Annotated in this window: 20 protein-coding genes; 15 read left to right on the top strand and 5 right to left on the bottom strand. The window is 62.8% G+C overall.

Annotated features, from left to right (window positions below; all coding sequences use genetic code 11):
- The first annotated feature begins 66 nt into the window (after window positions 1-66).
- The gene (locus P9239_RS20945; RefSeq protein WP_309754454.1) at window positions 67-2,196 is read left to right on the top strand and encodes an ATP-binding protein; all 2,130 of its coding nucleotides are present in this window, start codon (window positions 67-69) and stop codon (window positions 2,194-2,196) included.
- A gap of 119 nt (window positions 2,197-2,315) precedes the next feature.
- Window positions 2,316-4,595 (top strand): EAL domain-containing protein, encoded by a 2,280-nt coding sequence (locus P9239_RS20940; RefSeq protein ID WP_309754452.1) that lies wholly within the window; start codon window positions 2,316-2,318, stop codon window positions 4,593-4,595.
- On the opposite strand, the gene P9239_RS20935 is transcribed toward P9239_RS20940, so the two are convergent.
- Window positions 4,596-5,537, bottom strand: coding sequence for a LysR family transcriptional regulator (locus tag P9239_RS20935; protein ID WP_309754451.1), 942 nt, complete (start codon window positions 5,535-5,537; stop codon window positions 4,596-4,598).
- A gap of 132 nt (window positions 5,538-5,669) precedes the next feature.
- On the opposite strand from P9239_RS20935, the gene P9239_RS20930 reads away from it, so the two are divergent.
- Window positions 5,670-6,692 carry an alpha/beta hydrolase gene (locus P9239_RS20930; RefSeq protein WP_309754449.1) on the top strand — a complete coding sequence of 341 codons (1,023 nt, stop codon included), beginning with the start codon at window positions 5,670-5,672 and terminating at the stop codon, window positions 6,690-6,692.
- 64 nt (window positions 6,693-6,756) lie between these two features.
- Here P9239_RS20930 and P9239_RS20925 read toward each other — a convergent pair whose 3' ends face one another.
- The gene (locus P9239_RS20925; RefSeq protein ID WP_309754447.1) at window positions 6,757-6,963 is read right to left on the bottom strand and encodes a hypothetical protein; all 207 of its coding nucleotides are present in this window, start codon (window positions 6,961-6,963) and stop codon (window positions 6,757-6,759) included.
- Between the two features lie 270 nt (window positions 6,964-7,233).
- Between P9239_RS20925 and P9239_RS20920 the strand changes: the two genes are divergently transcribed.
- From P9239_RS20920 to P9239_RS20890, 7 genes are all read left to right on the top strand, one after another.
- Window positions 7,234-7,896 (top strand): CsgE family curli-type amyloid fiber assembly protein, encoded by a 663-nt coding sequence (locus tag P9239_RS20920; protein ID WP_309754445.1) that lies wholly within the window; start codon window positions 7,234-7,236, stop codon window positions 7,894-7,896.
- Between the two features lie 32 nt (window positions 7,897-7,928).
- On the top strand, window positions 7,929-8,387 hold the full coding sequence (locus P9239_RS20915; RefSeq protein ID WP_309754443.1) for a curli assembly protein CsgF: 459 nt from the start codon (window positions 7,929-7,931) through the stop codon (window positions 8,385-8,387).
- A gap of 18 nt (window positions 8,388-8,405) precedes the next feature.
- Window positions 8,406-9,326 carry a CsgG/HfaB family protein gene (locus P9239_RS20910; RefSeq protein ID WP_309754441.1) on the top strand — a complete coding sequence of 307 codons (921 nt, stop codon included), beginning with the start codon at window positions 8,406-8,408 and terminating at the stop codon, window positions 9,324-9,326.
- A gap of 4 nt (window positions 9,327-9,330) precedes the next feature.
- A complete protein-coding gene (locus P9239_RS20905; RefSeq protein WP_309754439.1) occupies window positions 9,331-9,888 on the top strand; it encodes a hypothetical protein in 558 nt (185 codons plus the stop codon).
- A gap of 165 nt (window positions 9,889-10,053) precedes the next feature.
- Window positions 10,054-11,043, top strand: a complete 990-nt coding sequence (locus P9239_RS20900) for a hypothetical protein (RefSeq protein WP_309754437.1) — start codon at window positions 10,054-10,056, stop codon at window positions 11,041-11,043.
- 241 nt (window positions 11,044-11,284) lie between these two features.
- On the top strand, window positions 11,285-12,400 hold the full coding sequence (locus P9239_RS20895) for a porin (RefSeq protein ID WP_309755527.1): 1,116 nt from the start codon (window positions 11,285-11,287) through the stop codon (window positions 12,398-12,400).
- Between the two features lie 58 nt (window positions 12,401-12,458).
- On the top strand, window positions 12,459-12,791 hold the full coding sequence (locus tag P9239_RS20890) for a DUF2322 family protein (protein WP_309754435.1): 333 nt from the start codon (window positions 12,459-12,461) through the stop codon (window positions 12,789-12,791).
- Window positions 12,792-12,860: 69 nt separating this feature from the next.
- On the opposite strand, the gene kdgD is transcribed toward P9239_RS20890, so the two are convergent.
- A complete protein-coding gene (gene kdgD / locus P9239_RS20885) occupies window positions 12,861-13,778 on the bottom strand; it encodes a 5-dehydro-4-deoxyglucarate dehydratase (protein ID WP_309754432.1) in 918 nt (305 codons plus the stop codon).
- A 194-nt stretch (window positions 13,779-13,972) separates the two neighbouring features.
- Between kdgD and garD the strand changes: the two genes are divergently transcribed.
- From garD to P9239_RS20865, 4 genes are all read left to right on the top strand, one after another.
- The gene (garD, locus tag P9239_RS20880; protein WP_309754431.1) at window positions 13,973-15,562 is read left to right on the top strand and encodes a galactarate dehydratase; all 1,590 of its coding nucleotides are present in this window, start codon (window positions 13,973-13,975) and stop codon (window positions 15,560-15,562) included.
- A gap of 185 nt (window positions 15,563-15,747) precedes the next feature.
- The gene (locus P9239_RS20875; protein ID WP_309754430.1) at window positions 15,748-16,605 is read left to right on the top strand and encodes an NmrA family NAD(P)-binding protein; all 858 of its coding nucleotides are present in this window, start codon (window positions 15,748-15,750) and stop codon (window positions 16,603-16,605) included.
- 72 nt (window positions 16,606-16,677) lie between these two features.
- A complete protein-coding gene (locus P9239_RS20870; RefSeq protein ID WP_309754429.1) occupies window positions 16,678-17,382 on the top strand; it encodes a glutathione S-transferase N-terminal domain-containing protein in 705 nt (234 codons plus the stop codon).
- A gap of 15 nt (window positions 17,383-17,397) precedes the next feature.
- Window positions 17,398-18,015 (top strand): TetR/AcrR family transcriptional regulator, encoded by a 618-nt coding sequence (locus P9239_RS20865; protein ID WP_309754427.1) that lies wholly within the window; start codon window positions 17,398-17,400, stop codon window positions 18,013-18,015.
- A 2-nt stretch (window positions 18,016-18,017) separates the two neighbouring features.
- On the opposite strand, the gene P9239_RS20860 is transcribed toward P9239_RS20865, so the two are convergent.
- Both P9239_RS20860 and P9239_RS20855 read right to left on the bottom strand, forming a co-directional pair.
- On the bottom strand, window positions 18,018-18,659 hold the full coding sequence (locus P9239_RS20860; protein ID WP_309754426.1) for a DUF1109 domain-containing protein: 642 nt from the start codon (window positions 18,657-18,659) through the stop codon (window positions 18,018-18,020).
- Complete coding sequence (locus P9239_RS20855) at window positions 18,649-19,215, bottom strand: sigma-70 family RNA polymerase sigma factor (RefSeq protein ID WP_309755525.1); 567 nt, start codon at window positions 19,213-19,215, stop codon at window positions 18,649-18,651. The genes P9239_RS20860 and P9239_RS20855 overlap by 11 nt, the downstream gene beginning before the upstream one ends.
- A 330-nt stretch (window positions 19,216-19,545) precedes the next feature.
- Between P9239_RS20855 and P9239_RS20850 the strand changes: the two genes are divergently transcribed.
- Window positions 19,546-20,175 carry a cytochrome b/b6 domain-containing protein gene (locus P9239_RS20850; protein ID WP_309754424.1) on the top strand — a complete coding sequence of 210 codons (630 nt, stop codon included), beginning with the start codon at window positions 19,546-19,548 and terminating at the stop codon, window positions 20,173-20,175.
- The last annotated feature ends 11 nt before the right edge of the window (window positions 20,176-20,186 follow it).

Below are 20,186 nucleotides of genomic sequence, written 5' to 3'. Positions count from 1 at the left end.
ATGCTGTCGGACGCGCGGCGACAGACAGGCCGCGCCTGCACGATTCCTTCATACATAGGGCCGCCTTTGACTTCTATCCTCGCCGATTCAATTCAACTCGATTCATGGATCGGCGAGACAGCCCGGGCCATTCGCGATTTCGACTGGTCGAAGACGCCGCTCGGGCCCATCGGCTTATGGCCGCAGGCGCTGCGCTCCGTCGTGCAGGTGATGCTGCGCAACGCCTTGCCGATGGCCGTGCTGTGGGGCGAAGAAGGAACCCTGCTCTATAACGACGCATACGCGAAGTTCTCCGGCGCGCGGCACCCGGGCATTCTCGGCCTGCCGATCGAGAAGGCGTGGCCGGAAGCGTCGGACTTCAATCGCAACGTGGTGGACTGCGGTTTGCGCGGGGAATCGCTGTCGTATCGGGATATCGACTTCGTGCTCGCAATCAACGGGCATCCTGCGCAAGTGTGGCTCGACCTGCATTACAGCCCCGTTGCCTCCGACGACGGCACACCGGCCGGCGTGCTCGCCATCGTCGTGGATACGACGGAGCGTGTGCGGCTCGAACACAATCGCACGGTCGCAGAAGCCGCGTTGCGCGAGGCCAACGACCGCCTGAATCTGGCGCTGAACTCCGGTGCGGTGCTCGGCGTATTCGTGTGGGATATTCCGCAGAATCGTGTCGTAGGCGATGAACCCTTCGCCCTCACGTTCTCGGTCCCGTTCGAGGACCTGGCCGAGGGCTGGCCGCTGGAAGCCGGGTTCGACATCATTCATCCGGACGATCGCGAGCATGTGCAGCAATCGATCGAGCGCACGGTGCGCGATGGCGTGCCGTATCGCACTGAATACCGCATCCGCACGCCGGGCGACGGATGGATGTGGATTCTTGCAAGCGGCCGCTGCGACTATGACGACCGCGGCCGGCCATTACGCTTTCCCGGCGTCATTGTCGATATTCATGACCGCAAGATCGCAGAAGAGAGCCTGAAGGACCTCACGCGCGACCTCGAAAGCAAGATCTCGGAGGCGGTCGCCGCGCGCATCGCTGTCGAAGCGCAACTGCGGCAGAGCCTGAAAATGGAGGCGCTCGGCGCGATGACAGGCGGCGTCGCGCACGACTTCAACAATACGTTGCAGGCGATCAGCGGCAATCTGCAACTGCTGCAATATCTGCCGCCGGCGGACCCGCGCGTGCCCGAACGCCTGCACGCCGCCATGGAGGCCGTGCAGCGCGGCGCGAAGCTCGCGTCGCAATTGCTGTCGTTCGCGCGACGGCAGCCGCAATCGCCCGTGGTCATCAATCCGCGCCGCCTGCTCAATGAAATTCGCGAACTGCTGCAGCATGCGGTCGGCGCGTCGGTGTCCTTCGGCACGCATTTGCCGGACGATGCGTGGAATTTCTGCGTGGACCGCAATCAGCTGGAAAACGCGCTTCTCAACCTCGCGATCAACGCGCGTGACGCCATTCGCGGCGACGGCAAGTTCACGCTCACGTGCTCGAACGAAGTGCTCGACGAAGCCGCGTGTGAAGGCAAGGACGTGCGCCCGGGCGAATACGTGCGGCTCTGCGCATCCGACACCGGCGCGGGCATGCCCGAGCACGTGCTGGAACACGCGTTCGAACCCTTCTTCACGACCAAGCCGGAAGGTCACGGGACGGGCCTTGGCCTCAGTATGGTGTTCGGCTTCGTCAAGCAATCGGGCGGACATATCGACATATCGAGCACCGTGGGCGCGGGCACGACCGTAGAACTCTATTTCCCGCGCAGCTTCGACCAGGAAACCGTGGCCGCGCCTGGCGGCCCGCTCGCGATGCAGACGGGCGGCGCGACCGTCCTCGTGGTAGATGACGATGCCGCGGTGCTGACATCGACGGTGGGCATACTCGAAGCGATGCACTACACGGTGCTCAAGGCCGCGAACGGTGATGCCGCAATGAGCGTGCTGCAAAGCGGCGTTGGCGTGGACCTGATCCTGACCGACGTCGTGATGCCGGGCAAAACGAAATGCGCCGATCTCGCGGAATGGGCGTTCGCGCAGGCACGGCCGGTGCCGGTCATCTACGTGTCGGGCTACACGCGCGACGTCATTTTGCGTGATGGCGTGCTGCGTCCCAACGTGACGCTGCTGAGCAAGCCGTATCGCGCGGAGGCGCTGGCCAGGGAAATCGCGGCCGCGTTGAAAGGCACGCCGCAGGCTCGTTGAGTCGCACGCGCGAGAATGTTCACCGCTTTCCCGAGGACATTGCCTGACTCAAGACTTCCCGCATTGCGCCGTTAAGCACCGAGGCAACGGCGCCTCCACGGCGGAAAGGGACTACGGCAGTGCAGGAGAGAGCGAGCGATTTTCTCGGAACGATCGGCGATACCGTCGCGCGGCGATTCGCCTTTCTGCAATGCGCGCGCCGCTTCGACGCATTCGAGCTGACGGTGCTGGGAGCGGTGTTCGGTGCGTGTTCGACGCCTTTCATGGCGCTTCCCTGGAACGTGCTGCTGGGCGCGGCGTGCGCCGGCGCCGTGGCGGTCGTTCATCGGATGCTGCAAGCGCAGCGCCAGCTCTTCGTCGCGCAACAGTTCGCCAATGGGCTGCTTTCGATTGCCGAAGACTGCATCAAGCTGCTCGATCTCGAAGGGCGCGTCACGTGCATCTCCGAAGTCGGCAGGCGGCTGATCGATGCCGCGAATACGCAAGAGGTGGTCGGCATCGACTGGCTCGCGCTGTGGGCCGCACCCGATGCGCGGGCCGCGTTCGAACGTGCGAAAGCGGGCGAATCGGTGTCCTTCTCGGGCGAGTGCGCCACAATGACCGGCTCGCCGAAGTGGTGGACGTCCACGTTCGCGCCGGTCTACGGTGAAGAAGGCCGCGTCGTCGCGGTGCTGTGCAAATCGCGCGATATCACGGCGGAAGTCGATCTCATCGAGGAATTGCGCGGCAACGCGCGCGTGCAGAAGGACATGGAAGACCACGTCGACGCGGTCTTCTGGACCGCGAGTCACGACTTTCAGGAGCTGCTGCATGTCAGCTCCGCTTTCGAGCGCATGTGGGAAATGCCCGTCGCCGCGCTCGAGGACGACAAGACTGCGTGGATGCAGCGCGTGCACGGGGACGACATGCCCGGCCTGCGCGGCAAGATGCGCGACGCGGTGAATACCGGCGCGCCGTCGCAGAGCTATTTCCGCCTCTGTCTTCAGGGCGATCGCACGCGCTGGGTGCGCGCGGACATCTATCCGGTGAGAGAAGACGGCGCGGTCTCGCGCGTCGTGAGCGTATGCGTCGATGCGACGGAGGAGCGCATGCACTTGCAGGCGCTGCATCGCCTTGCGAACACCGACAGCCTCACGGAACTGCATAACCGCAACGCGATGATGCAGGCGCTCGTCGAGCGATGCGCGTCGCGCGAGCCGTTCGCGTATCTGTTCATCGATATCGACCGCTTCAAGTCCATCAACGATACGGCGGGCCATAGCGCGGGCGATGCGGTGCTCAAGGCGATTGCTGGCCGTATCGGTCAACTCATGCCAGAGGGTGCCGTGGCGGCGCGTGCGGGCGGCGACGAGTTCACCATCGCGCTTCCCGGCGCGTTCGATCAGGAACGCATCGAAGGCGCGTGCAGGCGGCTGGCGCTCGCCTGTAGCCGCCCGATCAAGGCCGGGTGCAAGACCGTCAACATGACCTGTTCCATTGGCGTCGCGCTGTATCCCGAACATGGCCGCACGCCAGAGGCGCTTTTCATCAGCGCCGACATGGCGATGTACGCCGCGAAACGCGCGGGCCGCAACGCATTCCGCGTGTTCGGCGAGCGCGAGAAGGACGACCTTGCGCGTGCGCATCTCGAAGCCGAATTGCACGACGCCATTCGCGAAAACCAGTTCGTGCTGCACTATCAACCGCAATACTGTATGCATACGGACGGGCTCGTCGGTGTCGAGGCGCTGTTGCGCTGGCAGCATCCGCAACTCGGCCTCATCTCGCCGGCTGCATTCGTGCCGGTGCTGGAAGACAGCGGGCTGATCGTGGAAGCGGGGCACTGGATCATCCGCGAAGCCGTGCAGGCAGCGGCGCGCCTGGCGGCTTCAGTGCCCGACGTGCGTTCGGTGGCGGTGAACGTCTCGCCGAAGCAATTGCGTGATCCTCGGCTCGTTTGCGTGCTTCAGCGTGTCATCGAGCGATCCGGCATCGACTCGCATTGCATCACGCTGGAAATCACGGAGTCGGCGCTGATCGAGAACGTCGACGATGCGCAAGAGGTGCTGTCGAACCTGCGCGCGCTGGGCGTGCGTATTGCCATCGATGACTTCGGCACGGGCTATTCGAGCCTCAGCTATCTGGCGCGCTTCCGACCCGACGTGCTGAAGCTCGACAAGTCCTTCGTCGATAACATCGCCACCGACGCGATGATGCGCACAGTGGTCGAAGGCGTGATCGATCTCGCGCACAAGCTCGGCGTGATCGTGGTGGCCGAAGGCGTCGAGACGCAAGAACAGCTAGAACGCCTGAAACAGGCGGGATGCGACAAGATGCAGGGCTTCCTGCGTTCGCGGCCGGTCGCGCTCGATGCGTTAATGGAGCATGCGGCCTGCGCGGAAACGGAGGCCGCGCGCTGATCACTTCGCGCCGCGCTTTCGGCGTTTGTCGCGTTGCGCGAACATCGGCATCTTGTCGAGCATCCAGGTGAGCAATGCCTGCGGCCCTGCGGCAAGCGGCCTGCCAGCTTTCAACAGCACGCGCGCCTGTATGTTCTCGAACACCGGATGCGCGATCCGCACCGTCTTCATTTCGCCGCTCGCAATCTCGCGATACGCCGCGAATTCGCCGATCAACGTGACGAAGTTTCCCGCGCTCACCATGCGCTTCAATGCGGTCAGCGAGTTCGTCGTGAGCGTCGCGCGAATGGCGGTGCCTTCGGCCATTTCGAGCATCTTCACGACATGGCCGATGCCGAACGTAGACGGCATCAGCGCAAGGGGATGGTCGAACAGATCGTCGATACGCGCCGCACCGCCGCGCGCAACGAGGGGATGATCGTGCCGCGCGAGCGAGACGACCGGCTGCGCCGCACTCGCGCGAACTTCGATGCGCGGATGCGGCGGCGGATTGTAAGCGAGTCCGATATGCGCGCGGCTTTGCACGACCTCTTCGATGATTTCATCGACCGCGAGCATCTTCACCGCGACGTCGAGGCCGGGATACCGGGCACAGAAGGGCGCGAGCACGTCGTCGACGAGTGTGTCGACGTAGCCCTCGCTCACGGCGAGCGTGATCTCGCCTTGTTGCAGCCCTTTCAGCGCATGTAGCTGATCTTCGAGCTTCTCCTGTTGCGAGCGATAACCGCGCCAGAACTCGAGCAGATGAAACGCTGCTTCGGTTGGCCGAACGCCGCGCGCCTGCCGTTCGAAGAGCGTCGTGTCGAGTTCGTCTTCCAGCAGTTTGATCTGCCGCGCGATCACCGATGGCGACGTGTTCAGATGATCCGCCGCGCCGCGAATGGTGCCGTGCGCGAGCACTTCGTTGAAGTACCGCAGACGCTGCTGATTGATCTCACGCATGGCCGTTTCTCCGTTTCAAAGCTTCATGAGCGTTGTCCGCAGAGCAACGATACGTGAACTTTGTTGCTCTTGCTCTGACGGCGCAACGCGCACATCATGCCTTCCATCGACGACACGTAGTGGAGAGGGATGATGACGGAGAACATTAACGGCACGCGCCGCCGCTTGCTTGGTGCGACCATCGCCGGTATTGGCGCGATGCAGCTGGGTTTCAGTGGGCTGGTTCGGGCGCAGTCGGTAACGACAACGAACGCGACGTCCTTCGGCGATATCCGCCAGATCAACGCGGGCACGCTCAATATCGGCTATGCGCAGGTCGGCCCCGAAAACGGCCCGCCCGTCATTCTCTTGCACGGCTGGCCTTACGACATTCATAGCTTCGTCGAAGTCGCGCCGATGCTCGCGGCTGCCGGTTATCGCGTGATCGTGCCTTATCTGCGCGGCTACGGGTCCACGCGCTTTCTCTCGGCGGATACGCCGCGCAATGGGCAGCAGGCGGTCGTCGCCGTGGACATCATCGCGTTGATGGACGCGTTGCGCATTCAGAAGGCGCTGGTCGCGGGCTTCGACTGGGGCGCGCGCACTGCCGACATCGTCGCTGCGCTGTGGCCGGAGCGTTGCAAGGCGCTCGTGTCGGTGAGCGGTTATCTAATCGGCAGTCAGGAAGCGAACCGCGCGCCGTTGCCGCCCAAAGCCGAGTACGCGTGGTGGTACCAGTTTTACTTCGCGACCGAGCGCGGCCGCGCAGGTTATGAAGCAAACCGCCGCGAGTTCTCAAAGCTCATCTGGCAAACGGCATCGCCGCAATGGCATTTCGACGATGGGACGTTCGAGCGTTCAGCGCAAGCCTTCGACAACCCGGATCACGTCGCGGTCGTGATTCACAACTATCGCTGGCGTCTGGGTCTTGTCGAAGGCGAGCCGCAGTACGACGCGCTGGAAAAGCGTCTCGCCGCCGCACCGTCGATCACGGTTCCGACCATCACGATGGAAGGCGACGCCAACGCGGCCCCGCATCCGAACCCGTCCGCGTATGCGAAGAAGTTCACGGGCAAGTATCGGCATATCGACGTGGGCGGCGGCGTGGGCCACAATCTGCCGCAGGAAGCACCGAAGGCATTCGCCGATGCGGTCATCGCGGTGGATCGTATGTGACGCAGTGCCACGCCGGTGCGTGGCCCTAAAAGCAAACGTAGGAGTTCGAAACGAAGTCGCATTGTCACAAGCCGATTTGATGCAGCATTTTCACCGTATCGCCGATGGCCTCGTTGACGGTCTTCGCGCCGCAGCGCAGGTTGTTCATGGTGTCGCGGTCGAGTTTCCTAATGCACTCGCTATGCCAATCCGGCTGCTCTCGCTGCAAAGCCAGTCGCAGCAAGGCAGTGAGGGCCGCCGGAGGCGAAACCGCGACCACGCTGACGCGCACACGCGTCTCTGTGAGACCAACAGCCGAGACGCGGTTGCACGCTCGGAAACGATACCGCGGCGCGCGCAAACGTTTCCATCTCAGCAGCCGCCAAAACGCCTTACGCAGCGGTTTTCAAGCACGTTTCAAAGCCTGAAACTTTCGTCAGATTAATGTGGCGCGCGCCACATATTGCGTCCCCGGTTTTGCGCAAAATTCGTTCCGTCTAACGAATAACAACAAGCAACGCCTGAAGGCTGCACCATAGTGCCAAGGGCATACGGGGAAGTCATGCAGCGAGAGAAGAATGCGCCCATCAAAGGGCGCGCAATCGCAGTGTGGATCATCGCTTCATCGGCATGTGCAGGCCATGCATATGCTCAGGACGACGAAACGGTTTCGGCCGCGCATGTGCAGTCGTCGGATGCCGCGCAACCGCTGATTTCGCTGCCCACGACGCCGACGCCCAGTCCTGTCGGCCGGACCACGCCACTGCCTGCCGCGAACGGTGCGCCGCTTTCGCCGCGCGGCACGGTGAACGCATCCGAAGCGCTCGAAAAGAGCGCGACGCTCGCCGGAACGCCGCGCGCGCGCACCGTCGACGTGACGAGCGAAAAGCCGCTCGACGATGCGCTCGGCGGTGCTGTGACCACTGACACCGTGACGCTCGCGGGGCAGGACTTCTATAACTGGTTCGCTCAAGCATGGGGCGCCATCCCCCTGTCCGAGCGTTACATCGTCTCGGTGCACGAGCGTCCATCGGCGCGCTACGGCAGCCTCGTCTGGGTCGAGTTCGGTCAGCGCCGCGTCTTTCAGGCGTTCTTGCCGATTGCGCGGGCCAATGTGCGGCCCGTTGCGGAAGGCGCGGCACACGTGGCGTTCCAGAACGTCATGCAGGCCGACCTCACGCGCCTGCTCTTTCGCGACGCCGACATGGCGAACGACGAACTCTAATAAAAGCAACACGGCCAACTACGGGGAACACGATGAAAACCAATGCGCTTGTCCGCAGCGCGATGCTCGCCTGCGCGCTCTCGGTGCCGCTCTCGGTGCCGCTATTGATGCCGCTCGCCGCCCACGCCACGACGCTCGTGTATGAGCCGGTGAATCCCAACTTCGGCGGCAATCCGCTGAACGGACCGAATCTGCTGAACGAAGCGAACGCGCAGAACAAGTACAAGGATCCATCCACGGACAGCCTGATGGGCGGTCAGTCCACGCTCGACCAGTTCAATACGCAACTGCAACAGGCGATTCTGTCGCGCGTGGCGTCGTCGATTTCGAGTTCGGTCGTCGGCACCGACGGTACGCTGCATCCGGGCACGATCAACACGGGCAACTTCTCGATTGCGATCACGCAAGTCACCGGCGGCAATCTGCAAGTGACGACGACCGACAAGACGACCGGCGCATCCACTACTTTCATCGTCGGTAACGGCCAGTAAGACGAGCGCACATCAGCCATGAACAAGAACACACTCAGGACCGCCGCGCTCGGCGCCACGCTCGCCGCCGCCATGCTGATGACCGGCTGCGTCACGCAACCGATGCCTTCCGCGGGCAACGCGACGCTCACGCCGCCCACGCGGGTCACGCGCGATCTCACGCACTTGCCGCCGCCCAAGGGCAAGATCTTCGCGGCTGTGTACGGTTTTCGCGATCTGACCGGTCAATACAAGCCGTCGCCGGACAGTTCGTTCTCGTCGCAAGTCACGCAAGGCGGCGCGTCGTTTCTCGTCAAGGCCATGCGCGATTCCGGCTGGTTTCAGCCCGTCGAGCGCGAGAACCTGCAAGACCTGTTGACCGAGCGCAAGATCATGCGTGCGCTCGAGACGCCCGACGACAAGAAGAATGCGATCCCGCAGATCGGCGCGCTCGCGCCTGCGAACATCGTGCTGGAAGGCGGCATCGTCGGCTACGACTCGAACATTCGCACGGGCGGCGCGGGCGTCGCGTATCTCGGCATCTCCGCGTCGCAGCAGTACCGGGTCGACCAGGTGACGGTGAACCTGCGCGCAGTCGATATTCGCAACGGCGCGATTCTCAATAGCGTATCGACCACCAAGACCATCTATTCCATTCAGGTCGATACGGGCGTGTATCGCTTCATCGGCTTCAAGGACTTGCTGCAGGCCGAGATCGGCATGACGCGCAACGAGCCGCAACAACTGTGCGTGAACGAAGCGATCGAATCGGCGCTCGTGCACCTGATCGTGCAGGGCGTCGCGAACCAGACATGGGCGCTCAAAGACATGAAGGACTGGTACGACCCGACCATGCAGCGGTATCTGCAGGAAAACCAGGGCTATGTGCAAACCATGGAAGACGTGAACCCGCCGTATAGCGCGGTGAAGATCGATCCGCCTAAGGCCATGGGGAGCTGATTCGATGATCAACGATAACCAACTATCGCCGCCGCGCGCGCCGTGGCGTGCATCGAAGGTCGCGTTATGCGCCGGCATGTTCGCGATCGTGAGCCTGTCGCTCGCGGTCTTCGCGGCGGACTTGTCTCCGGTATCGGACTTCGGACCGCCCGAGCCGGGTTTCGGCGGCGCGACACAGGTTGCACGCGTCACGCAGCATGGCGCAAACAATCGCGTCATCGGCGTTCAGGCGGGGCAGAACGGCCTCGTCGCGAACCAGACGGGCATCGCGAACGTGGCAGTGACGGCTCAGGCCGGCAGCGATAACTGGTCGGTGCTGCAGCAAAGCGGCAACGCCAATCAGTACAACGGTTATCAGGCCGGGCAGTACAACCGGTCAATTGCAGTGCAAAGCGGTAGCGGCAACGAGGCGACGGTGACGCAGACTGGAACCTCAATGTCGTCGCAGGTGACGCAGCTCGGCAACAACAACGAAGTTTCGATCTTGCAGAGCCGCAACGGCTCCGGCTTGTCGGTCACGCAGACCGGCAACGGAGCGCGGGCTGCGGTCCTCATGAAGTAGGCAGTGTTTCTCGTCCGGTTGTCACCGGGGTGCGAGGAGACCAGTGTGTGTGGTTGAGGTAAGGGGAGTGGGATCGTATCCGACGGAGAGGGCCGGATACGTTAAGGGTGACTAAACGTCAGTGAATCGTCGTACCTAAAACATCTATCAACGAGGCAAATAAAAATGAAAGTCAAGGCAATCATCATCGCTATGGGTCTGGCAACGCTGGCTTCCACGTCGGCTTTCGCAGTGGACGGTTCCACCGGCGAGAAGGCGTTCGTTTCGCAAGTCGGCGTGAGCAACACGGCTAATGTCGATCAACAGAAGTCGAGCTACGACAACGTGACGGTTCTGCAAAGCGCGAACGGCGCAAACGCGGATGTCGAGTCGAAGAACGGCGGCTACAACACGACGACGATCCAGCAAAGCAGCTCGAAAGCCGCGTCGTATGAAACGGCGACCGTGAAGCAGGACACGACCGTCGGCAATAATACGTCGATCACGCAGACCGTCGGCGCGGACAAGGCGCTCGTCGAAACGACCGGCGGCGGATACAACACCATCGCGATCAATCAGGCAGGCACGGGTTCGGGCACGGACGCGCACGTCAAGCAGACGAACGAAGTGCATGACAACGTGTCGATCAAGCAAACGGGCGCGGCCATCGCCAACACCGATTCGAGCAACGGCGGTTACAACACGACGACGATCAGCCAGAACGCATCGGCGAGCGTGAACCTCGCCACCGTGCTTCAGATCGGCGCGAGCGGCGAAACGACGTACATCTCGCAAAGCGGCGACGGCTACGGTCATGCAACGGTCAACCAGCACTTCTCGTCGAACGACCAGGCTGGCATCGTGCAGAACGGCTACGACCAGACTGCTTCGATCGACCAGAACTCCGGTTCGGGCAACAAGGCTGGCGTACTGCAAGTTGGCAAGACGAACCAGGCGCATCTGGATCAGGAAGCCTCGTTCGAATCGACCCTGCTGGCTGCGCAGTTCGGCGATGCCAACATCATCTCGGCGTCGCAATCGGGCTATGACAACTACGGCCTGATCGGTCAGGCCGGCGTCGGCAACTCGGCGACGGTCACGCAAGCCGGCACGGGTAACGTCGCGATCGTGTCGCAATTCGGCTCGGGCAACAAGACGACCATCGCGCAGCACTAAGCACGCTTCGCGCTTCGTCGGTGGTACTTTGGGGCGGTAACGGCGTCGGGCCGTTGCCGCCCGTTTTCGCTTGGGGACTTGAAAACGGCGGACACGCAAGACGGCTGCAATACACCGCCGATGCGCGCGTTGCCGCCATGTCATCCGTGCAAGCTTTTGCGGATAGTGCTACGTTCCCCGCTACGTCCGCCAGCATCACTGCGGCACGCCCGACATGAGGAGCATCACGATAATGAAAGCCATGCACATCCGTTTCTGCACCGCGGCCGGTTGCGCGCTGTTCGCATCCGCGAGCGCCTGGGCGCAGTCCACCGTCACCATGTACGGCCGGCTCGACGGCGGCATCGAATATCTCAATCACGTGGCAAACGGCGCGGGCGGCAACGCGACGCGATGGAGCGCGGAAGGCGGCGATTGGGGTACGAGCATGTTCGGGCTCAAAGGCGTCGAAGACCTGGGTGGCGGCATGACCGCCGTCTTCGATCTGGAGACCGCAATGCAGATCATGAACGGCAGAACGGGCGGCGACCGCATGTTCTCGCGCCGCGCTTATGTGGGCCTCAATTCGAAGACGTGGGGCCAGATTCAGGCGGGCCGCAATCTGTTCATCGATAGCGACGGCGTGTGGGAGTTCGATCCGATGGTGCAGGAGGCAGTGTCGTCTGCATCGCTCGTGCGCGGCCGCAATTGGCAGCAGACGAACAACAACGTCGAATATCACAGTCCCGTGTTTCACGGCTTCGACGTTCAGGGCCAGTATGCATTCGGCAATCAGCCGGGCGCATTCAACAGCGGCGCGCCGGGCGAATTCGGCCGCTCGGAAGGCATCATGCTGACCTATCACTCACCGCTTCTCGACGTGCGCGGCATCTACGACGAACTGCGTGACCAGAACGGGCGCATGACCAATATCTTCGTCTCGTCGCGGGAATACTTCGTCGGCGCGAATCTGAAGATCGACAAGTTCAAGGTGCAGGCCGCCTACACGCACTACGCAGCGCCGGATACACCCGCGGGCATTTCCGACAGCGCCGATCACTACTGGCTCGGCGCGACCTATCAGGCGACGCCGCAATGGGCCGTCACGGCGTCCGGTTTCTATGTGCACGTAGGCGAGGGAACGGGCGATGCATCGCACGATCCCGCGAGTCACGCCATGCTCTATGCACTCGGCACGACCTACAACTTCACGAAGCGCACCTTCGTCTACGGCACTGTGGCTTACGTGCGTAACAGCGCGAACGGCACGTTCTCCGTCTTCGCCACGCCGCGCAATTCCGACGCGAGCACGAGCACGAGCCCGCTTGCCGGCGAATCGCAGACCGGCGCGTATGTCGGCCTCATGCACGTCTTCTGATGCGTGAATCGATTAAGATACTTCGCCTCAATTCACCGACCATGACGGAGCGTCTTTCGTGATTCAGCCGAGCAACGTATTCAAGGACAACCTGGCGCAACTGCCTTCCATCGAAGGCATCGAGCGCATCGATCTGATCGATGCGAAGGGCGATGTGATCGCGAGCATCGAAAATAAGCCGGGCAAGCAGGGCTCGCTCGCGGTGTATCACTATCTGAAGCAGACCTTCGGCGCGCTCAACGCGCAGGCCGCCGAGCATGGACTTGCGGTATTCGCCGAACATACGGCGGACGCGCGCAATCGTCCGGGGGCGCATCCCAACGTGGATCGTCTGCTTGAGATCGCTGCGGACGGCGATGCACTCGAACTGCGGGTGATTGCCGCTTCGTGAGCCGCAATTGAAACGCCCCGGGCGCCGGAGCCATGTCCGACGCTCGGGGCGTCCCGAAGCGATGGCGCGTTACTGTGCGCCGAGCTTCTTGATCAACGCATCGAGCTGGGCCACTTCTTCATCGGTCAGATCGGTCAGCGGCGCGCGCACCGGACCGGCATCGTGTCCGACGAGCTTCGCGCCGGCCTTCACGATACTCACGGCATAGCCCGGACGACGATTGCGAATGGCCAGATACGGCAGGAAGAACTCGTCGATGAGCTTGCCCGTCGTCTCATGGTCGTTGGCGGCAATGGCGCGGTAGAACTGCATCGCCGTCTTGGGGATGAAGTTAAACACGGCCGACGAATACACCGGCACGCCCAGCGCCTTGTACGCCGCCGCGTAGACTTCGGCCGTCGGCAGGCCGCCGAGATACGAGAAGCGGTCGCCGAGACGGCGGCGGATCGTGACCATTGCCTCGATTTCGCCCACGCCGTCCTTGAAGCCGATGAGGTTCGGGCAACGGTCCGCGAGACGCTCGAGCATGTCCGCGTTCAGCTTCGAGTTCGCGCGGTTATAGATGATGATGCCCATGTTCGGCACGGCCTTGCAGACCTGTTCCGCGTGCGCGGCGATGCCTTCCTGCGACGCTTCGGTCAGGTAGTGCGGCATCAGCAGAATGCCTTGCGCCCCGTTCTTTTCCGCTTCCTGCGCGAACGCGATGGCCGTGCGCGTCGGGCCGCCCGCACCCGCGAGGATCGGCACCTTGCCCTTGCAGACTTCGGTGGCCGTGCGCACGATCTGCGAATATTCGGGTTGCGTAAGCGAGAAGAATTCCCCCGTGCCGCCCGCGACGAAAAGCGCCGACGCGCCATACGGCGCGAGCCATTCGAGACGTTCGGCATAGGTGTCGGCGCGGAAGTTGCCCTGTGCGTCGAAATCCGTCACGGGAAAAGAGAGCAGGCCCTCGGATACGATCTGCTTGAGTTCTTGCGGTGTCGTCATGATTTATGTCTCGTTGGCAGCGTCCGGCGAATGCAGCGCTTATAGGTCATCGTACAACATGCCTGTGCCTCGGGCAACCATGTCGATGCGGCGCCTGCTGTTTCGCGGGTAAACACTGAGTCGAAGCTCGCTCTGGTGTTGTAGGATGACAGAACTCTAGCGGCGCGTGCCGCGCTGTATCAAGGATTGCCAGAATGAATCAGCCCCCGCTTTATATACGCGTTCACCCTGAAGACAACGTCGCGATCGTCGTGAACGACGGCGGCCTCGGGGAAGGCGCGACGTTCGCCGATGGTCTCGTGCTGCGCGAGCGCGTACCGCAAGGCCATAAGGTGGCGCTCACCGATCTCGCGGAAGGCGATGCCGTGATCCGCTACAACGTGGTCATCGGTTATGCGCTGAAGGATCTGCCCAAAGGAAGCTGGATCAACGAGCACGTGTTGCGGATGCCGACGCCGCCCGAACTCGACGATCTGCCCGTCGCGACCATCAAGGCACCCGACACGTCGCCGCTCGAAGGCTTCACGTTCGAAGGCTATCGCAACGCGGACGGCACGGTGGGCACGCGCAATATCCTTGCGATCACCACGACCGTGCAGTGCGTCGCGGATGTCGTGCAGCACGCGGTCGACCGCATCAAGTCTGAACTTCTGCCGCGCTATCCGAATGTCGACGATGTGGTGAGTCTCGGCCACAGCTACGGCTGCGGCGTCGCCATCGAAGCGCCCGACGCGATGGTGCCGATCCGCACCGTGCGCAACATCGCGCTTAATCCGAACTTCGGCGGCGAAGTGATGATGGTAAGCCTCGGCTGCGAAAAGCTGCAGCCCGAACGTCTGATGCCGCCGGGAACGATACCGATCGCCGCCGCCGCGCTCGACGACGCCATCGCCGATATCGGCGACATGGAAAGCGAAGCGAACGGCGGTGCGGTCGTGTTGCAGGACGAAGGGCACGTGGGCTTCCAGTCGATGATCGACTCCATCATGCTCATGGCGGAGACGCATCTGAAGCGGCTCAACAACCGCCGCCGCGAGACGTGTCCGGCGTCGGATCTCGTGGTCGGCGTGCAGTGCGGCGGCAGCGACGCGTTCTCCGGTCTCACGGCGAATCCGGCCGTGGGCTTCGCGACGGACCTGCTCGTGCGCGCCGGCGCGACGGTGATGTTCTCGGAAGTGACCGAAGTGCGCGACGGCGTCGCGCAACTCACGGCGCGCGCCGCGAACGGCGAAGTGGCCGCGGCGATCATTCGCGAGATGAAGTGGTACGACGATTACCTGAAGCGCGGCGGCGCGGACCGCAGCGCGAACACGACCCCCGGCAACAAGAAGGGCGGCTTGTCGAACATCGTCGAGAAGGCGATGGGCTCCATCGTCAAGTCGGGCAGTTCGACCATCTCAGGCGTGCTTTCGCCGGGCGAGAAGGTCAAGCAGAAGGGATTGATTTACGCGGCGACGCCCGCGAGCGATTTCATCTGCGGCACGCTGCAACTGGCGGCGGGCATCAATCTGCATGTGTTCACGACCGGGCGCGGGACGCCGTACAGTCTCGCCGAAGTGCCGGTCATCAAGGTCGCGACGCGCTCGGACCTCGCGCGCCGCTGGCACGATCTGATGGATGTGAACGCGGGCACCATCGCCACGGGTGAAGCGAGCATCGCGGACGTGGGCTGGGAACTGTTCCGTCTGATGCTCGATGTCGCGAGTGGGCGCAAGCAAACGCGCGCCGAGAAACTCAAGCTGCATAACGCGCTCGTGCTGTTCAATCCGGCGCCGGTGACCTGAAACACGCGATGTCGTCATGACGTATGCAAGCCCCGTTCGCGGCAATGTCGCACACGGGGCTTTTTCATTCGTGATTCCGCGTCATGAATGTAATGACGCGGGCGGCATTTCAACGGCGCAGTCAGCGACCTACCATGCGAGTCGTCGAAGCAAGACAACAACCGATTCGCAAGGAGGAAGCAAACATGTACGCCATCACGGGAATCAGCGGACAAGTGGGCGGCGCGCTCGCCCAAGCGCTGCTCGACGCAGGGCAGACAGTGCGCGCGGTCGTGCGCGATGCAACGAAAGGCAAGCCCTGGGCCGCGCGTGGCTGCCAAGTCGCAAACGCTCGCATGAACGATGCCGACGCGCTGACGCAAGCCTTCGAAGGCGCCGACGGCGTGTTCATTCTTCTGCCGCCGCAATTCGATCCGATGCCCGGTTTCCCTGAAGCGCGAGAAGTCATCGACGCGATTCTCTCGGCCGTGAAGCGCGGCAGGCCGCGCAAGATCGTGTGTCTTTCGACCATCGGCGCACAGGCGACGGAAACCAATCTCTTGACGCAGCACACGATGCTGCAAGAGGCGTTGACCGCGCAGCCGATACCGGTAACGTTTCTGCGCCCTGGCTGGTTCATGGAGAACAGCGCATGGGACGTGCAATCGGCTCGCGAAGAAGGCGTCATTCGCTCGTTCCTGCAACCGATGGATCGCGTGATTCCAATGGTCGCCACCGACGATGTAGGCAAAGCCGCCGCGCGGTTGCTCCGGGAAGACTGGGACGGCAAGCGCGTAGTTGAGCTTGAAGGGCCGCAGCGCGTCAGCCCGCGCGATATCGCAGCGGCGTTTTCGACCGTGCTCGGCAAACCGGTTAGCGTGCGTGCCGTGCCGCGCGAGACCTGGCGCGACCTGTTCGTGCAGCAGGGCATGAAGAACCCGATGCCGCGCATCCGTATGCTGGATGGCTTCAATGAAGGATGGATAGATTTCGAAGGGCGTAGCGGGGAAATCTTGAAGGGCGAAGTTCCCATCGAGTCGGTCATACGCAGGCTCTGTGCTTGACAGAAGGTCTCGTTGCGCGTTTTGGAGCGGGCGATCTAAAATGATCGTCTGCCCAAACCGGAGCGCGCCCGCATGATTCATTTCTACTTTCACCCTACGCCGAACCCCGCGAAAGTCGCGCTATTTCTTGAAGAAGCGGGTGTGCCTTACGAGCTGAAGCCCGTGGATACCAGCAGGGGCGAGCAGCATTCGCCCGCGTTTCGCGCGATCAGTCCGAACGGCAAGGTGCCCGCGATCGTCGATACGGAAGGACCGGGTGGCAAGGAAGCCGTCGTGTTCGATTCGACAGCCATCCTTCTCTATCTCGCGGAGAAGACCGGACAGTTCCTGGGCGCGCCCGAGGACCGGCCGCAGCTTCTGTCGTGGCTCATGTTCATCGCCACCGGTCTCGGACCGTTTTCGGGGCAAGCCGTGCACTTTCAATACGCAGCGCCCGAAGGTCTCGACTATGCGGTGAACCGCTATCGTCGGGAAGCGGATAGGCACTATCAGGTGCTGAACGATCGGCTTGTCGGGCGCGAATACATCGTCGGCGAGAGCTTCACGATTGCCGACATGTCCGCGTGGGGCTGGATCGATCGCGCATCACGCGTCTTCAAGACGAGCGAAGCGCCGCTTGCCGCTTATCCGGAGTTGCAGCGCTGGTTCGCGGCCATCGACGCGCGGCCCGCTGTCGCGCGCGCCCGTGCGTTGAACAAGCAGCACGCGTTCAAGACGGTCAACGACGAGGAGACGCGCCGGTCGTTGTTCCCGTCGAACTATCCGAAGACGGCTTGAAGGAAGACTGCAACGATGCCGCGTCCGCGCGAATTCGACGAAGAGGCCGCGCTCGATGCGGCCACCGCGCAGTTCTGGTCGCGCGGATACGAAGCGACTTCCGTACGCGATCTCGCCGCGACGATGGGCCTCACAGCCGCGAGCCTCTATAACGCGTTCGGCGACAAGCGGGCGCTCTTTGAACGCGCGTTGAACCGCTATGTGGAGTACGGCTTTCGCGACCGCGTGCGGCGCTTCGAGCATCATTTGCCGCCGCGCGACGCGATTGTCGCGTTCTTCGAGGAAATCATCGAACTGTCGGTGCGGGATCCGCATCGCAAGGGCTGTCTTATCGTCAATACGGCGCTGGAGCTTGCGCCGCACGACCGTCAGATTCATCGCGCGTTGAGCGGTGTGCTCAAGGAAATGGAAGGCTTCTTCTTGCGCTGCGTGCTTGCGGGACAGCACGATGGGACGATCGCTGCCACCGTACCAGCCGAAGACACGGCGAAGGCATTGCTCGCTTCATTGATGGGTCTGCGCGTGCTGGCGCGCGTTAATCCGCGGCGTGAGTTGCTCGAAGGCGCTGCGCGGCCCGTGCTCGCGATGCTGGGTGCCGACAAGCGCGGTTCGAAAGCGCGCCCGAAGAACTGAGCTTACCAGCGCAGCAAGCGCGGCCCGAGCCAAGCGCCGATGCACGCGGGCAACAGCATGCCGATGGCATACCACACGCTCCAAAACGCCGGACTCATCTCCGGACAGTGCAGGCAATAGGCCATGGTCGCGAGCCCACTGGACAGCAGACCGGCCACCGCGCCCGCCATGCGCATATCGGTCGGCGCGAGACTTCTCAAAGCCCAGAACGCAGCGGGGAATGTAGGCACCGATAGCAGCACGATGTTGAACGGACACGTGCGCCACGATTGCCCGAGCACCAGCGGCAAACGTTCAGCGGGCAGCGCGTGACCGAGCACGAGCGAGCCCGCGATCCACACCGCGACGAAGGGCAGCACGATGATGGGCCACGCATAGCCGCCGCGCACGCCGGGGCGCCCGAGCCGCATCACGGCGATCAGCGCGCCTGCCGCCACGCACAGTGGAAACCCGAGCTTCGCCCAAAAGATGGCCGTATGCGCGACGCTCGCGAGATCTCGCCGCAGTCCATACACGACGAGCATCAGGATAAGCGAGCCGATGAAGCCGAGCGGCAGCGCCTGCGCGAAGCGTCGCGTGACGGCAGCGCGATCGACGCGCACGTCCCCGGTTGCGAGCAGGTCGATCAGTTCGTCAGTCTTCATCACGGTCCTCGCTTCTCACGCCACGAATGCGCGCGGCGAGCGCCTTGAGCCCGCGATGCACGCCCACTTTCACGGCCGATTCGGAAAGACCCGTGATGTGCGCCGTTTGCGCGACGGACAAGCCTTCCAGCTTGACGTGAACGATTGGCAGCCGCTGCTTGTCCGGCAGATGCTCCAGCAGTTTGCCGATGTCATGACGTGCATGGGCGGGCTCGTCGTCGGTGATGGCAAAAAGATCGTCGTGATCGTCGAGGGAATCGTTCAGCGATTCATGACGCGAACGTGCACGAAAGAAGTCCATGAGTTTATAGCGCGCGATGGCATGAACCCAAGCCGTCAGCGGCTCTTCCACGCGATACGTGTGGCGCGCATTGTGCACCGCGAGCAATATCTCCTGGACGAGGTCTTCTACATCGTCCCGATAATGCGGAATGCGCTTGCGCAAGTAGCCGCGCAGATGCCGCGTCAGCGCCCGCAGAAAACCGCGATAGGCGTTTTGATTTCCTTCGAGGCCGGACGTCAACAGCGTCTTCAGGCGATGTTCCGCGTCATGCAAGGCGAGTCCCGTGAGAGCGAGGCGACGGAAGGGCGATACGGGTACGCGTGGCGCGGCGGAAACGGCAAGCGCGGCGTAAGCCCGATCGTGTTTTAGATCGAGCGTTTCAGAATAGCCGATGCCGTGCTGCGCGGCAATGCTGCCGGCGGTAGCGCCAATCTTGCTCATCGTGTCCGTTGTCGGGGCGGGTCGTTGCTTGCGTACGTTAGTTCGCTTGCAACGGCTGCGCGGTTACAGCGCATCGTCGAACAGAAATTCTTTGACGCGCCGTGTAACCGGAGCCGCGTGGCAAGCGAATTCACGAGTACATCACCACCATGGGCAACGATCATGGACACGACACTCGACGCGCCGCGCGACAGGCTGGAAGGCAAGCATCCGATCCATCCGCTGTGGCTGCGCATCACGCATTGGCTCAACGCCGTGGCCGCCATCATCATGATGCTCTCGGGCTGGCGCATCTACGACGCATCGCCGGTGTTTTCGCGCATCGTTATTCCGCCTTCCATTACGCTCGGCGGCTGGCTCGGCGGGGCGCTGCAATGGCACTTCGCCGCCATGTGGCTGCTCGTGTTCAACGGCCTCGTCTATATCGGGCTGAACATTGCAACCGGACGCTTCTTCTCGAAGTTCTTTCCGCTATCGCCGCGCGCGGTTTCGCGCGACCTGATCGCGGCGATGCGCGGCAAGCTCTCGCACACGAATCTGCGTGAGTACAACGCGGTGCAAAAGCTCGCGTATCAGGTGGTCGTGCTCGATCTCGTCTTGCTCGTGCTGTCGGGTCTCGCGATCTGGAAGTCCGTGCAATTCCCCTCGTTGCGCGAATTGATGGGCGGCTACGACAACGCACGCGTCGTTCACTTCTGCGCGATGGCGGTCATGGCGGCGTTCGTCGTGGTGCACGTCGCAATGGTCGCACTCGTGCCGCGCTCGCTTCTGACCATGCTGCGCGGCCGTTGAACGAAGGAGCA

The organism is Caballeronia sp. LZ062 (genome assembly GCF_031450785.1).
Lineage (GTDB): Bacteria > Pseudomonadota > Gammaproteobacteria > Burkholderiales > Burkholderiaceae > Caballeronia.
Note: the sequence above shows the minus strand (reverse complement) of the source record. Positions and strands in the feature narration are given on the sequence as shown.

Bases quoted from the DNA above. Each gene is read 5' to 3' on its own strand.
- P9239_RS20935 (WP_309754451.1), bottom strand. From the start codon at position 5,537: ATGCGTGAGATCAATCAGCAGCGTCTGCGGTACTTCAACGAAGTGCTC.
- P9239_RS20930 (WP_309754449.1), top strand. From the start codon at position 5,670: ATGACGGAGAACATTAACGGCACGCGCCGCCGCTTGCTTGGTGCGACC.
- P9239_RS20920 (WP_309754445.1), top strand. From the start codon at position 7,234: ATGCAGCGAGAGAAGAATGCGCCCATCAAAGGGCGCGCAATCGCAGTG.
- P9239_RS20915 (WP_309754443.1), top strand. From the start codon at position 7,929: ATGAAAACCAATGCGCTTGTCCGCAGCGCGATGCTCGCCTGCGCGCTC.
- P9239_RS20910 (WP_309754441.1), top strand. From the start codon at position 8,406: ATGAACAAGAACACACTCAGGACCGCCGCGCTCGGCGCCACGCTCGCC.
- P9239_RS20905 (WP_309754439.1), top strand. From the start codon at position 9,331: ATGATCAACGATAACCAACTATCGCCGCCGCGCGCGCCGTGGCGTGCA.
- P9239_RS20900 (WP_309754437.1), top strand. From the start codon at position 10,054: ATGAAAGTCAAGGCAATCATCATCGCTATGGGTCTGGCAACGCTGGCT.
- P9239_RS20895 (WP_309755527.1), top strand. From the start codon at position 11,285: ATGCACATCCGTTTCTGCACCGCGGCCGGTTGCGCGCTGTTCGCATCC.
- kdgD (WP_309754432.1), bottom strand. From the start codon at position 13,778: ATGACGACACCGCAAGAACTCAAGCAGATCGTATCCGAGGGCCTGCTC.
- garD (WP_309754431.1), top strand. From the start codon at position 13,973: ATGAATCAGCCCCCGCTTTATATACGCGTTCACCCTGAAGACAACGTC.
- P9239_RS20875 (WP_309754430.1), top strand. From the start codon at position 15,748: ATGTACGCCATCACGGGAATCAGCGGACAAGTGGGCGGCGCGCTCGCC.
- P9239_RS20870 (WP_309754429.1), top strand. From the start codon at position 16,678: ATGATTCATTTCTACTTTCACCCTACGCCGAACCCCGCGAAAGTCGCG.
- P9239_RS20865 (WP_309754427.1), top strand. From the start codon at position 17,398: ATGCCGCGTCCGCGCGAATTCGACGAAGAGGCCGCGCTCGATGCGGCC.
- P9239_RS20860 (WP_309754426.1), bottom strand. From the start codon at position 18,659: ATGAAGACTGACGAACTGATCGACCTGCTCGCAACCGGGGACGTGCGC.
- P9239_RS20850 (WP_309754424.1), top strand. From the start codon at position 19,546: ATGGACACGACACTCGACGCGCCGCGCGACAGGCTGGAAGGCAAGCAT.